Raw genomic sequence first — 12125 nt, forward strand, 5'->3', positions numbered from 1 at the left:
CCTATTTGGTGAAGCGGCGCGCGATCCACGAATAGCTGTCTTCCACCATGCGGACAGGCTTGCCGAGAACCTCTTTGACACCTTCCGTGGAGGGCAGGATTCTCCGCACGCGCGTAATCGCGCGCTGCGTCAGCGTTTCCTCCTCCTGCGCCTCTGTTTGCCGCGCGGGAGGCTGGGTATCAGTGGGGGCAGCGTTGGCAATCGCTGGCTTGTCAGCGGGCGCGTCCGGTGTCTGGCAGACCGCGACGACGACCGGGTAGGAAGCGTTCGCGTAGTTTCCAAGCTGCTTTTCCGATTCGGCATCGCAAAGCTCGATGCTCGTCCAGCGCTGTTGCAGCGTGGCGATATGTCGGCAATCGGTGGCGCTGTCGTCGCAGCCCAGAATGGTCATTAAAACGAGTGCGGTTCTCATGTGGCGCTGTTGCCTCTGGCAAAAAGAATGGCTTACAAACCAGTGTGATCTATCAGGATTGCAGTCTTATTGCGACGAAAGTCGCGCGCATGAAAAATATTGGGAACAGCATGTCAGTCGAAATAAACCTTGAGCCTCCTCGCCAGCCAGAGATTGTCCGGCTTCTGGAAATGTCGGATGCCTACGCCGCCTCGCTCTATCCTGCCGAAAGCAATCATCTGGTCGATCTTTCGACGCTCGAAAAAGAAACCGTTTCCTTCTTCGTGGCGCGCAGTGAAGGCAGGATCGTTGGTTGTTGCGCACTGGTGGAGGCGGGTGACGGCACGGCTGAGATAAAGCGCATGTTCGTGGACCCCGAGGCTCGCGGTCTTAGAATCGGCAAGCGGATGATGGAATCTCTTGTGGACCGGGCAAACGAACTCGGTCTTCATGCCATTCGGCTTGAGACTGGCATCAGTCAACCGGAAGCCATCGGACTGTATCGCAAGGCGGGATTTATCGAGATCGAGCCATTCGGAAGCTATAAGCTCGATCCGCTCAGCATCTTCATGGAATTGAAGCTCTGACACGCAGGTTTACGAGGCGGCACCGTTAAAATCGGTGCGCCGCCTCAGGCCGAGCTGGCGGTTTTCCGTATCGGAGGGTGTTCCTCCAAATCTTCCTCCACCGCCTCGTCGATCACCACCGGCTCCGCCGTGGAAATCTCAGCCTCGCGCACCCATTCGCGCCACACGGCCACCAGAAGCGCCATCAGCACAGGCCCGATGAAAAGACCCAGGAAGCCCATGGTTTTCACGCCGCCGACGAGGCCGAAGAAGGTGGGCAGGAACGGAAGCTTGATCGGCCCACCCACAAGGCGGGGGCGGATTGTCTTATCCACGATAAAGAGTTCGACCGAGCCCCACACGAACAGCCCAATGCCCGCCGCGGGAGAGCCGCTGGCAACCAGATAGATGGAAACCAGCGTGAAGGAGAGCGGCGCGCCACCCGGTATAAGCGCCATGACGCCTGTCAAAACGCCGAGCGTGACCGGGGAGGGGACGCCGGCAATCCAGTAAGCAATACCGAGAATGATGCCCTCGCCAATCGCGATCAGCGTCATGCCTGTGACGGTGGAGCTGATGGTGGCTGGAACGACGCGGGAAATACGCTCCCATCTCGTCGGCAGGATACGCTCCCCGATGAGATCGACCTGACGGGCAAAGCCCACACCGTTCCGATAAACGAAAAACAGCGCGATCAGCATGAAAAGCAGCGTAAGGACAAGGTGGAAGGCGCCATTGCCCGCCGCGACGATTGCGCGATAGATATTGCCGATATTGGCGCCGCTCACCAGCTGGATAAGTTCGCCGATAGCACCGGGAGTGCCGATGTATCGCGCCCATTGCTCGCTTAGCCAGACGCCCACGCCCGGAAGCGCTGCAATCCATTCCGGCACCGGAGCGCCGGTCTTGTTGACCTCAACCGCCCAACCGAACCATTCGCGAATTTCACTCGCCGTGTAGGACGCTGCAATGACGATGGGAACAATGAGGAACGTGATGATCAGCAGCAAGGCAATGGTCGCGCCGACCGTGGTGTTGCCGCCGACCCTGCGCAGCAATTCCCGATAGACGGGCCAGCTGGCGAAACCGATGACGAGAGCCGCAAGAACCGGAACGAGGAAGCCGTAAAAGAAGTAGATGCCAGCCGCGACAATCAGAACCAGAAGCCAGCGGGCCGCTGATATGGACGGCACAAGCGCCATTCTGGCGGGCGAGGCTGGACCGAGCCACCGGGGTTCGCCACCTTTATTATGATTGTCGGCAGTACTCACAGCATTTCTCTTTCGCATTCCCCGAACGGCGTTTCACACTGTCATAGATGAGAGACTGGGTGCAACTTATTCCACCGGCATTTCGCTTTTATGTTCTTTACGGAACATATTGGACGATTTTGGTAAAAATAACGCAACATGTCTTGGACTTCTTACACAAATGTGAGAGTGGGAAGCCACTTTTACAACCGCTACGGCCTCAAATGCCGTTCTGGATAGATTGCCATGCTGCGCCGCTTCTTCGCCTATTATCGCCCTTATCGGGGCCTTTTCGTTCTCGATTTCTCCTGCGCCGTGCTTTCGGGTCTGCTGGAACTCGGGTTCCCGATGGCGGTGAAGCTGTTTGTCGATGTGCTTCTGCCAGCCTCCGATTGGCCGATCATCATTCTCGCATCGGTCGGTTTGCTGGTCATTTATGTTCTCAATACCGGCCTGATGGCGACGGTCACCTATTGGGGGCACATGCTCGGCATCAACATCGAAACCGATATGCGCCGACTGGCCTTCGATCACCTTCAGAAGCTATCCTTCCGCTTCTTCGATAATCAGAAAACCGGCCATCTCGTCGGTCGCCTGACGAAGGATCTGGAGGAAATCGGTGAGGTTGCCCACCACGGCCCTGAAGACCTGTTCATCGCGATCATGACCTTCATCGGCGCGTTTGCGCTGATGCTTTCCGTCAATGTGCCCTTGGCGCTGATCACAGCGGCCATCGTGCCGCTGACCGCCTGGGTGACGAGCCGTTATGGCACGCGGATGACCAATAATTTCCGAGCGCTTTATGGCCGCGTCGGTGCCTTCAATGCCCGCATCGAGGAAAATGTCGGCGGCATGCGTGTCGTGCAGGCTTTCGCCAATGAAGATCACGAGCGCGCCCTGTTCGAAAAGGACAATCAGCGCTATCGCCGCACCAAGCTCGATGCCTACAAGATCATGACGGCCAGTACATCGCTGAGCTATATGAGCATGCGCCTGACGCAGATGATCATCATGATCTGCGGAGCCTGGCTGGTGCTGCATGGCGATCTCACGAATGGCGGGTTCGTCAGCTTCCTGCTGCTCGTCACCGTGTTCTTCCGCCCTATCGAGAAGATCAATTCCGTCATCGAAACCTATCCAAAGGGCATTGCCGGTTTTCGCCGTTTCACCGAGCTGATCGATACCGCACCGGATATTGCAGATAGTGCCGACGCCATCGAAGCTCCGTCGCTTCGGGGTGACATCGCCTATGATGCGGTCAGCTTCGGTTATAGCGATGGCAAACAGGTCTTCAGCAATATCGATCTCAGCATACGGGCAGGGGAAACCGTCGCCTTCGTCGGACCTTCGGGCGCGGGAAAGACAACACTCTGCTCACTCTTGCCGCGCTTCTACGAAGTGACCGGCGGCGCGATCAGCATCGATGGAATCGATATCCGCAAGATGACGCTGGCGTCCCTCCGCAGCCAGATCGGCATCGTCCAGCAGGATGTCTTCCTCTTCGGCGGCACCGTGCGTGAAAACATCGAATATGGTCGTTTGGGTGCAAATGATGCCGATATCTGGGATGCAGCACGCCGCGCCCGGCTGGACAAGGTCATCGAAGCGATGCCTGAAGGCATGGATACGGTTATCGGCGAACGCGGTGTGAAACTCTCCGGCGGCCAGAAACAGCGTCTCGCGATTGCCCGCATGTTCCTGAAAAACCCGCCGATCCTCATTCTCGATGAGGCGACCTCGGCGCTGGACACGGAAACCGAACGCGCTATCCAGCAGTCGCTCAGCGAACTGGCCGAAGGCCGCACAACCCTCATCATCGCCCACCGCCTGGCCACCATCCGCGACGCCTCCCGCATCGTCGTGGTTGACGAAAGCGGCATCGTGGAAACCGGCAACCACAACCAACTGCTTGCAGCAAAAGGCCCATACAGCCGCCTGCACGATGCACAGTTCGGCGCGGGCTTGCTGGCGTGAGGAGGAGACGCGCTTCTGATCGCGTCCCGTCACCATAAGTGATTTTCTTTCAGGTCAGGCGGCCTGCCTGTTCCAGTCGGGGAAGGGATCGTTCAGCTGTTGCCACTCGTCTGGTGTAAACGCGCTGGCTTTCACCAGGCAGGCATCTAGCTCCCTGCGGAGCTGCGCCTCGCTCATCGGATCTGCACCAATGAAGACGATTTCCTGGCGGCGGTCTCCCCATGTTTTGTCCATATAGGGTGCCAGCATGCGCTCGAAGCCGGGATCGTCTGGCCAGCGTGTCTTTGGCACAGATGACCACCAGAGGCCCATCTTGCCCGTTTTCACCAGCGCGCCCGCTTGGCTGATCTCGCCGACATGGTTCGGGCGTGTTGCCAGCCAGAAGAAACCTTTTGCGCGAATAACACCCGGCCAGTCTCGGTTGATGAAGGCATGGAAGCGGGCCGGATCAAAAGGCTGCTTGGCGCGATAGACGAAGGAGCGGATGCCATATTCCTCCGTTTCCGGGATGTGCCCCTTAAAGCCGTGTAACTCCTTGAACCACAACGGATGCGTTTCCGCCTTGGCGAAATCGAAGAGCCCAGTGCCCAGAACGTTCTTCAACTCAACCCGACCGTAATCCGCCTCTATCAGACGCGCATCGGGGTTAAGACCGATGATGATTTTGCGCGCGGCATCCCGTTCCGCCTCGCTCGCAGTCGAAACCTTGTTGAGGATCACGACATCGGCAAATTCGATCTGTTCGACCAGCAGATCGACCAAGGTGCGTTCATCGCCGTCACCCGCCGTTTCACCGCGGTCCGCCAGAAAATCTGCCGACCCATAGTCCTTGAGCAGATTGGCGCAATCGACCACCGTGACCATCGTATCCAGTTTCGCGACATCCGAAAGGCTCTGGCCGTCTTCATCGCGAAAGTCGAAAGTGGCGGCGACAGGTAGGGGTTCGGCAATGCCGGTGGATTCGATCAGCAGGTAATCGAAGCGATCCTGCGCTGCCAGTTGCCGCACCTCGTTCAGCAGATCGTCGCGCAGCGTGCAACAGATGCAGCCATTGGTCATCTCCACCAATTGCTCCTGCGTGCGCGAGAGATTTGCTCCTCCATCCCGCACCAGCGCCGCGTCGATATTCACCTCGCTCATATCATTGACGATTACGGCAACGCGAAGCCCCTCGCGATTGCCGAGAATATGATTGAGAAGCGTCGTCTTTCCTGCGCCCAGGAAGCCGGAGAGAACCGTAACCGGCAGTTTCTTGCTCATCATAAGCCTCATTTGTTATAACATTACATCGATGGTGAAAAAGAAAGGCGGCAACGAGCCGCCCTTCCATTGGGAGGATGAATTTCAGGAGAGGCAGTTTTTCAGCGAACCGGCAATGCCGCGCATCAGCTTGAAGTAGAGATCCGGGCCTGCCTCCAGCGTCGCGGCTTCCGGGTCCAGCGTTGCGGATTTGGCGTTCGTGCCCTCAATGACGACATTGACCAGCTTCGGCTCGAACTGCGGCTCGGCAAAAACGCAGGTCGCGTTCAGTTCTTTCACCTTGGCGTGAATCTGCTTGATGCGGTCCGCACCCGGCATGTTCTCCGGGCTGACGGTGATCGATCCAGCCGTTTTGACGCCATAGCGATGCTCGAAATATTGATAGGCATCGTGAAAGACGATGAAAGGCTTGTCCTCTACCGGCGCAATGGTCTCGGCCAGTTCCTTGTCCAAGGCATCGAGATTATCGACCAGCTTCCTGGTGTTCTCCTGATAGGCCTTGGCGTTGGCAGGATCGGCCGTCATCAGCGTCTTTTCGATTTCCGTCGCCATCGCCTTTGCATTCATCGGGTCCAGCCAAAGATGCATGTCATATTCGCCTTCGTCGTGATCGTGGCCATCCTCATGAGCGTGATCATGCGAATGGTCATGGCTGTGCTCACCTTCATGGGCGTGATCGTGACCGGCCTCTTCACCATGCTCATGCCCCTCATGCTCACCATGATCATGCGCTTCGAACGGGCCGCCTTCGCGGAATTTCAGCTTCTCCAGACCGGGTGCGTCGTCCAGTTCAACCACGGTCGCTTTTCCCGCCAGCGATTCCAGCGGCTTTTCAAGGAATTTTTCCAGACCGTCACCAACCCAGAACACCACGTCTGCACCTTCAATCGCCTTGGCGTTGGAAGGCTTTAGATTGTAAGTATGTGGGGAGGCGCCACCATCCACGATCAGCTGCGGCTCTGCGACACCTTCCATAATGGCAGCGACCAGCGAGTGGATCGGCTTGATCGAAACCACGACATTTGGCGCGGCCATGGCGTTCGAAGACGCGATCATGGCGGCAGAGGCAAGAAGAAGGGTGGCGATGGATTTCATGCGGTATGCTCCACTTGTATTGAAATGTAATGTTATTACATAAGTTGCGTAACGCTATAACGTATGCGATAGCCATGTGCAACAGCGGTAATCGGAAAATCCCATGCTTCATTCCCCCGGCCGGGACGATGGAAATCTCGTCTCGCTTTCCAGTGCAGGTGTAAGGCGCGGCGGGCGTTGGCTCGTGCGTGGCGTGGAGTTTTCCGTGCGTCGCGGTGAGATCGTCACGCTGATCGGCCCCAACGGTTCAGGCAAATCCACAAGCGCCAAAATGGCGATTGGGGTGATGAAGCCGGATGAGGGCCATGTGACGCGCCTTGCCGGCCTGAAAGTGGGCTATGTGCCGCAGAAACTCGCAGTGGATTGGACCATGCCCCTGACCGTGCGGCGCCTAATGACGCTGACCGGTCCACTACCGGCCAGAGAAATCGATGCCGCGCTGAACGCCACCGGGATTGCGCATCTGGCGAAAGCGGAAGTGCAGCATCTTTCCGGCGGAGAATTTCAGCGTGCGCTTCTGGCCCGCGCCATTGCCCGCAAGCCGGATTTGCTGGTTCTGGATGAACCCGTTCAGGGCGTGGATTTTTCCGGCGAGATTGCGCTTTACGATCTCATCAAGAATATCCGCAACTCCACCGGCTGCGGAGTTTTGCTCATTTCCCACGATTTGCATGTGGTGATGGCCGAGACCGATACCGTCATCTGCCTGAACGGCCATGTCTGCTGCCGGGGCACACCGCAGGCCGTGAGCCAAAGCCCGGAATATATGCGGCTCTTCGGCGGCGCTGCTGCGCGTGGGCTGGCAGTTTACAGTCACAATCACGATCACACGCACCTGCCGGATGGTCGCGTCATGCATGCCGATGGCTCGGTCACCGATCACTGCCACCCGGAGGACGGTCACCACCATGAGCATGATCATCATCATGGCCATCACCACGAGGAGCATGACGATGCCTGCGGCTGCGGCCATCATCACGGCGAAGATGACAAGCACCATGCGCCCGGAGTGAAACATGTTTGACGATTTCTTCATCCGAGCGTTATTTGCAGGCGTCGGCGTGGCCTTGACCGCCGGGCCGCTGGGCTGCTTCGTGGTGTGGCGACGCATGGCCTATTTCGGTGATACCATGGCGCATTCCGCGCTTTTGGGCGTCGCGCTTTCGCTGTTGCTTCAGCTAAACCTCATCGTCAGCGTCTTCATAGTGGCCGTCGCGGTTTCGCTTCTCCTGCTGTTTCTCCAGCGTCGACAAGCGCTTTCTGCCGATGCTCTTCTGGGTATCCTGTCGCACTCCGCATTGGCCTTCGGCCTCGTCATCGTCGCCTTCATGACGTGGGTGCGTATCGATCTCGTTGCTTTCCTTTTCGGCGATATCCTTGCGGTTTCGGTTACGGATATCCAACTGGTATGGGGTGGCGGGGCGCTGGTGCTCTTTGCCATCGTTTATCTGTGGAAGCCGCTGCTTGCCTCCACCGTCAATGCCGAACTTGCGGAAGCAGAGGGGCTGCGGCCTGAACGTTCCAAACTGCTTTTCATGCTTTTGATGGCGCTCGTCATTGCCATTGCCATGAAGATCGTCGGCATCATGTTGATCACGTCGCTGCTGATCATTCCGGCAGCAACCGCACGACGCTTTTCGGCAACGCCGGAAATCATGGCGGTTCTTGCCTCGCTCATCGGTGCGCTCGCCGTAATCGGTGGACTGATGGGATCGCTGCAATATGACACGCCATCCGGCCCGTCCATCGTCGTTGCCGCCGTGTTGCTTTTTGTCTTGAGTCTCTTGCCTATGCCGGGTCGGTCGCGTAGGGCAGAGCAGGGAGTCCGCTGATGAACGCCAAAACGCTTACCCGCAACCAATCGCTTGTATATGACGCGCTTTCACGCTCGCAAGCGCCGCTGAGCGCCTATGTCATTCTGGATAAGCTGCGCGACGCGGGCTTTCGCGCGCCCTTGCAGGTTTATCGCGCGCTGGAAAAGCTAATCGAATTCGGCCTCGTGCACCGCCTCGAAAGCCTGAATGCTTTCGTCGCCTGCTCCCACACCAGCGCCGATTGCTGCACCCACCACCACGGCACGGTAGCTTTCGCAATCTGCAACGCTTGCGGTCAGGTGACAGAATTCCACGACCACGAAATCGACCACCGGCTGGGCGATTGGGTGAAGGGCCAGAAGTTCAAGGCCGAAAAGACAACGATTGAAATCCGCGGCCTCTGTGAGGCCTGCGCGGCGTAATTCCTTGCGTTGATAATAGTTGATAAATCCAATATCCTCGACCTATTGGTTCGAAGGAGTGGTTCATGATCAGCGCCGATCTTGGTAAGCAGCTCGAAAGCTACATCCAGCAACTCGTTGAAAACGGTCGCTATGGTTCCAAAAGCGAGGTTCTGCGCGAGGGCGTGCGTCTCGTTCAGGAACGCGAAGCGCGTCTGGCGGCTCTTGACGCATCTATCATGCGGGGTGTTGCCGATGCGGAAGATGGCAGGACGTATCCTGCGAAGGACGTTTTTACTGAACTCAGGTCCCGCTACAAAGCCGGTTCTTCGAAGTAAGCTCGATGGATGTCCACTTCACGGCCAAGGCCCGGGATGATCTCTTAAAAATTGGCGACTTCATCGCGCAAGAGAGCCCGATCCGGGCCATTTCATTTATCGATGAGCTTGAAGAAAAATGCCTCTCAATCGCGGACGCACCAAAAGCCTTCTCACTAGTGCCACGTTATGAGGCCCATGGCATTCGCCGACGTGTGCATGGCAACTATCTCATTTTCTATCGCGTAGAAGCTGAGCGGGTTGTGATCATCCATGTTTTGCATGGTGCTTTGGATTATTCAGACCTGTTCGACGGCTGAGCCTTCAAACCGGCTTCAACTCTTCCGCAAAGCGCTTCCAGTTACCGACATATTTTTCCGCCGATTTCGTTAGACCTTTAACGGCCTCACCATCCAGCGTTCGGATGGCGCGGGCAGGGGAGCCGACGATCAGGGAGTTGTCGGGAAATTCCTTGCCTTCAGTCACCAGCGCATTGGCGCCAACCAGACAGTTTCGCCCGATCTTCGCGCCATTGAGGATCGTGGCACCCATGCCGATCAGCGAATTATCACCAATCGTGCAGCCATGGATGATTGCATGGTGGCCGATGGTGCAGTCTTCTCCGATGTCTGCGGGGAAACCGGGATCGCTGTGAACCATCACGCCTTCCTGAATATTTGTACCGCGACCGACGGTGATCGGCTCATTATCGCCGCGAAGCGTCGCGCCGAACCAGATGCCGACATCTTCGCCGAGCGTGACCGAGCCGATGACATTCGCATCCGGGGCAACCCAGTATCGATCCGGTGAGGGCGTGTTCGGCACCCTCTCGCCAAGGCGGTAAATCGGCATGTGCTCCTCCCGAAAGCGGTGGTCTTAGACCACCTTCACCGTCAACGTGCCGACGCCATCCACGCCGCAAACCATCGTGTCACCCGGAACGACCGGGCCAACGCCCGCGGGCGTGCCAGTCATGATCACATCGCCTGCGGCCAGCGTGAAGAGCTTGGAAAGCTCCGCGATGATTTCGGCGGTCTTCCAGATCATCTGATCGAGATCGCCGGATTGCTTGCGCTCGCCATTGACCTCAAGCCAGACCGAACCTTTGGCCGGATGTCCGATCTTCGATGCCGGGACGAGTGCCGAGACGGGGGCGGAAGCTTCGAACGCCTTGGCGCTTTCCCATGACCGGCCCATTTTCTTCAGCGCATCCTGCATATCGCGCCGGGTCATATCGATGCCGACACCGTATCCCCAGACGTGCTCCAGCGCGCTCTCGACGGGAATGTTAGAGCCGCCGCTTTTCAGCGCAACCACGCATTCCACTTCGAAATGGACATTGGAGGATAGCGGCGGATAGGGAAAATCCTTGCCCGAAGCGAGAAGATTATCCGGGTTCTTCTGGAAGAAGAAGGGAGGCTCACGGGAAGGATCGTGCCCCATTTCAATCGCATGGTCCGCATAATTCCGACCCACGCAATAGACCCGTCGCACCGGAAAAGTTTCATTCATGCCTTCGACGGGCAAAAGGACGGGCTGGGGGACGGGGATGACTGTTGCGGACATGATGCACTCCTGTTTGGAAGTTGTCTTGTCCCGCAATTCCGAAGGAATTTCCAGCCCAATATCTCGCCAATCTGTCCTCTGCCAAGCCTGAATATCGTTAAGAGAGCGCCCAGGCCAACACGCCGGCAACAAGGATGAAGACGACGATCACGCCGAGCAGACGTCCAAGGCCTTCATTGGTGTTACTATCTGCGCCCACAACGCTCCAATAGAGAGACTTTTCATCGGTTTTCTCGCTCATGCCATTCTCCTTGCTGATATTTCATGGCTAACCATGCTCGATGAAGCAGGGTTCCGCAGAACGCATAGTCGAATTGCGCCGCCGCGGCTGGATTGCGCGTGCATTACGCCTTATATGGTCGTCAAAATAAAGTCCTCTTGAAGCTCACTGATTTTGGCAACTAGGACATGCTGACAAAGCAGGGATAGATTATCGCAATGACCGAGTTGGGTAAGCGCAACGGCGCGGCTTCACACTATCAGCGTGGCAAGGTGTTTGCCGTGGCGCCCATGATCGACTGGACTGATACCCGCTGTCGGTACTTACATCGCCAGCTTTCGCAGCACGCGCTGCTCTATACCGAGATGATCGTGGCCGATGCCATCATTCATGGAAAGCGTGACAAGCTTCTCGAATATCACCCGCAGGAGCATCCGGTGGCTTTGCAATTGGGCGGATCCGATCCCGTAAAGCTTACCGAGGCTGTCAGGATTGCTGCGGATTACGGCTATGACGAGTTCAATCTCAATGTCGGTTGTCCCTCGGATCGCGTCCAGTCGGGTACTTTCGGTGCATGCCTGATGCGGGAGCCTGAAACGGTCGCTGCCTCCGTTTCCGCGATGAAGGCCGTTGCCAACGTGCCCGTGACGGTCAAATGCCGCATCGGCGTCGATGATCAGGAGCCTGAGACCGTGCTGCCGGATTTCATTGCACGCATGGTGCAGGCTGGCGCAGATGCGGTCTGGATTCACGCCCGCAAAGCGTGGCTTCAGGGTCTGTCTCCGAAGGAAAATCGCGAAGTACCGCCGCTCGATTACGATCTCGCTTACCGCATGAAGCAGGAAAACCCCGATCTTTTCATCGGTATCAATGGTGGCATTACCGATCTGGATCAGGCTGAAGAGCATCTGAAGCACATGGATGGTGTGATGCTTGGCCGTGCGGCCTACCACAACACCTCCATCCTCGCGGATGTGGATCATCGTATTTACGGCGAAGCGCCAGCCGAACGCGATTGGGCGTCGCTCCGTGATGCCATGATGGCCTATGCGGAAGACTACATCGCCAAAGGCGGCCGCCTGAACCACGTGACCCGCCACATGGTAGGTCTGTTCCAGGGTCTCCCCGGCGCCCGCCGCTTCCGCCAGATACTCTCGAGCGACGCGACGAAACCGGGAGCAGGCACCGAAGTTATTTCAGCCGCATTTGGTGCTGTTGATTTTGATGGGGCTACAAAGGATATCGCCGTATAAAGCTTGGTCGCAGTGAAT

The 12125-nt window shown here is 57.3% G+C and carries 15 protein-coding genes; 8 read left to right on the top strand and 7 right to left on the bottom strand.

Annotated features, from left to right (window positions below):
- Position 1 precedes the first annotated feature (1 nt).
- Positions 2 to 412 (bottom strand): hypothetical protein, encoded by a 411-nt coding sequence (locus CFBP5473_RS07660; RefSeq protein WP_027673260.1) that lies wholly within the window; start codon positions 410 to 412, stop codon positions 2 to 4.
- A gap of 110 nt (positions 413 to 522) precedes the next feature.
- Between CFBP5473_RS07660 and CFBP5473_RS07665 the strand changes: the two genes are divergently transcribed.
- Complete coding sequence (locus tag CFBP5473_RS07665) at positions 523 to 978, top strand: GNAT family N-acetyltransferase (protein ID WP_027673259.1); 456 nt, start codon at positions 523 to 525, stop codon at positions 976 to 978.
- Between the two features lie 44 nt (positions 979 to 1022).
- On the opposite strand, the gene CFBP5473_RS07670 is transcribed toward CFBP5473_RS07665, so the two are convergent.
- A complete protein-coding gene (locus CFBP5473_RS07670) occupies positions 1023 to 2228 on the bottom strand; it encodes an AI-2E family transporter (protein WP_084631394.1) in 1206 nt (401 codons plus the stop codon).
- A 225-nt stretch (positions 2229 to 2453) separates the two neighbouring features.
- Here CFBP5473_RS07670 and CFBP5473_RS07675 point away from each other — a divergent pair, with 225 nt between their 5' ends.
- Entirely contained in the window at positions 2454 to 4181 is a 1728-nt protein-coding gene (locus CFBP5473_RS07675; RefSeq protein WP_027673258.1) for an ABC transporter ATP-binding protein, read from the top strand.
- Between the two features lie 54 nt (positions 4182 to 4235).
- Here the strand turns inward: CFBP5473_RS07675 and zigA are convergent, their stop codons facing one another.
- The gene (gene zigA / locus CFBP5473_RS07680; RefSeq protein WP_027673257.1) at positions 4236 to 5441 is read right to left on the bottom strand and encodes a zinc metallochaperone GTPase ZigA; all 1206 of its coding nucleotides are present in this window, start codon (positions 5439 to 5441) and stop codon (positions 4236 to 4238) included.
- Between the two features lie 84 nt (positions 5442 to 5525).
- On the bottom strand, positions 5526 to 6536 hold the full coding sequence (gene znuA, locus CFBP5473_RS07685) for a zinc ABC transporter substrate-binding protein ZnuA (RefSeq protein WP_027673256.1): 1011 nt from the start codon (positions 6534 to 6536) through the stop codon (positions 5526 to 5528).
- Positions 6537 to 6639: 103 nt separating this feature from the next.
- Between znuA and znuC the strand changes: the two genes are divergently transcribed.
- The 5 genes from znuC (at position 6640) to CFBP5473_RS07710 (ending at position 9388) form a co-directional block, all read left to right on the top strand.
- Positions 6640 to 7560 (top strand): zinc ABC transporter ATP-binding protein ZnuC, encoded by a 921-nt coding sequence (gene znuC / locus CFBP5473_RS07690; protein ID WP_027673255.1) that lies wholly within the window; start codon positions 6640 to 6642, stop codon positions 7558 to 7560.
- Entirely contained in the window at positions 7553 to 8368 is an 816-nt protein-coding gene (gene znuB / locus CFBP5473_RS07695) for a zinc ABC transporter permease subunit ZnuB (protein ID WP_027673254.1), read from the top strand. Before znuC ends, znuB begins: the two co-directional genes overlap by 8 nt.
- Positions 8368 to 8772, top strand: coding sequence for a Fur family transcriptional regulator (locus tag CFBP5473_RS07700; protein WP_027673253.1), 405 nt, complete (start codon positions 8368 to 8370; stop codon positions 8770 to 8772). Before znuB ends, CFBP5473_RS07700 begins: the two co-directional genes overlap by 1 nt.
- A 65-nt stretch (positions 8773 to 8837) precedes the next feature.
- Entirely contained in the window at positions 8838 to 9089 is a 252-nt protein-coding gene (locus CFBP5473_RS07705; protein ID WP_027673252.1) for a type II toxin-antitoxin system ParD family antitoxin, read from the top strand.
- Between the two features lie 5 nt (positions 9090 to 9094).
- The gene (locus tag CFBP5473_RS07710; protein WP_027673251.1) at positions 9095 to 9388 is read left to right on the top strand and encodes a type II toxin-antitoxin system RelE/ParE family toxin; all 294 of its coding nucleotides are present in this window, start codon (positions 9095 to 9097) and stop codon (positions 9386 to 9388) included.
- 4 nt (positions 9389 to 9392) lie between these two features.
- Here the strand turns inward: CFBP5473_RS07710 and CFBP5473_RS07715 are convergent, their stop codons facing one another.
- The 3 genes from CFBP5473_RS07715 to CFBP5473_RS25025 all read right to left on the bottom strand — a co-directional run bounded on the left by CFBP5473_RS07715 (position 9393) and on the right by CFBP5473_RS25025 (position 10875).
- Complete coding sequence (locus tag CFBP5473_RS07715; RefSeq protein WP_027673250.1) at positions 9393 to 9920, bottom strand: gamma carbonic anhydrase family protein; 528 nt, start codon at positions 9918 to 9920, stop codon at positions 9393 to 9395.
- A 24-nt stretch (positions 9921 to 9944) separates the two neighbouring features.
- On the bottom strand, positions 9945 to 10634 hold the full coding sequence (locus tag CFBP5473_RS07720) for a fumarylacetoacetate hydrolase family protein (protein WP_027673249.1): 690 nt from the start codon (positions 10632 to 10634) through the stop codon (positions 9945 to 9947).
- Positions 10635 to 10731: 97 nt separating this feature from the next.
- The gene (locus tag CFBP5473_RS25025; protein WP_157835777.1) at positions 10732 to 10875 is read right to left on the bottom strand and encodes a hypothetical protein; all 144 of its coding nucleotides are present in this window, start codon (positions 10873 to 10875) and stop codon (positions 10732 to 10734) included.
- 269 nt (positions 10876 to 11144) lie between these two features.
- On the opposite strand from CFBP5473_RS25025, the gene dusA reads away from it, so the two are divergent.
- On the top strand, positions 11145 to 12107 hold the full coding sequence (gene dusA / locus CFBP5473_RS07725; RefSeq protein WP_234881803.1) for a tRNA dihydrouridine(20/20a) synthase DusA: 963 nt from the start codon (positions 11145 to 11147) through the stop codon (positions 12105 to 12107).
- Positions 12108 to 12125 lie beyond the last annotated feature (18 nt).

It is taken from the genome of Agrobacterium larrymoorei (genome assembly GCF_005145045.1).
Taxonomy (GTDB): Bacteria; Pseudomonadota; Alphaproteobacteria; order Rhizobiales; family Rhizobiaceae; genus Agrobacterium; species Agrobacterium larrymoorei.

What these genes read in the sequence shown, in the direction of transcription:
- CFBP5473_RS25025 (WP_157835777.1), bottom strand. Translation starts at nt 10,875, where the DNA reads ATGAGCGAGAAAACCGATGAAAAGTCTCTCTATTGGAGCGTTGTGGGC.
- CFBP5473_RS07720 (WP_027673249.1), bottom strand. Translation starts at nt 10,634, where the DNA reads ATGTCCGCAACAGTCATCCCCGTCCCCCAGCCCGTCCTTTTGCCCGTC.
- dusA (WP_234881803.1), top strand. Translation starts at nt 11,145, where the DNA reads ATGATCGACTGGACTGATACCCGCTGTCGGTACTTACATCGCCAGCTT.
- CFBP5473_RS07705 (WP_027673252.1), top strand. Translation starts at nt 8,838, where the DNA reads ATGATCAGCGCCGATCTTGGTAAGCAGCTCGAAAGCTACATCCAGCAA.
- CFBP5473_RS07700 (WP_027673253.1), top strand. Translation starts at nt 8,368, where the DNA reads ATGAACGCCAAAACGCTTACCCGCAACCAATCGCTTGTATATGACGCG.
- znuA (WP_027673256.1), bottom strand. Translation starts at nt 6,536, where the DNA reads ATGAAATCCATCGCCACCCTTCTTCTTGCCTCTGCCGCCATGATCGCG.
- CFBP5473_RS07665 (WP_027673259.1), top strand. Translation starts at nt 523, where the DNA reads ATGTCAGTCGAAATAAACCTTGAGCCTCCTCGCCAGCCAGAGATTGTC.
- znuC (WP_027673255.1), top strand. Translation starts at nt 6,640, where the DNA reads ATGCTTCATTCCCCCGGCCGGGACGATGGAAATCTCGTCTCGCTTTCC.
- zigA (WP_027673257.1), bottom strand. Translation starts at nt 5,441, where the DNA reads ATGAGCAAGAAACTGCCGGTTACGGTTCTCTCCGGCTTCCTGGGCGCA.
- CFBP5473_RS07715 (WP_027673250.1), bottom strand. Translation starts at nt 9,920, where the DNA reads ATGCCGATTTACCGCCTTGGCGAGAGGGTGCCGAACACGCCCTCACCG.
- CFBP5473_RS07675 (WP_027673258.1), top strand. Translation starts at nt 2,454, where the DNA reads ATGCTGCGCCGCTTCTTCGCCTATTATCGCCCTTATCGGGGCCTTTTC.
- znuB (WP_027673254.1), top strand. Translation starts at nt 7,553, where the DNA reads ATGTTTGACGATTTCTTCATCCGAGCGTTATTTGCAGGCGTCGGCGTG.
- CFBP5473_RS07660 (WP_027673260.1), bottom strand. Translation starts at nt 412, where the DNA reads ATGAGAACCGCACTCGTTTTAATGACCATTCTGGGCTGCGACGACAGC.
- CFBP5473_RS07710 (WP_027673251.1), top strand. Translation starts at nt 9,095, where the DNA reads ATGGATGTCCACTTCACGGCCAAGGCCCGGGATGATCTCTTAAAAATT.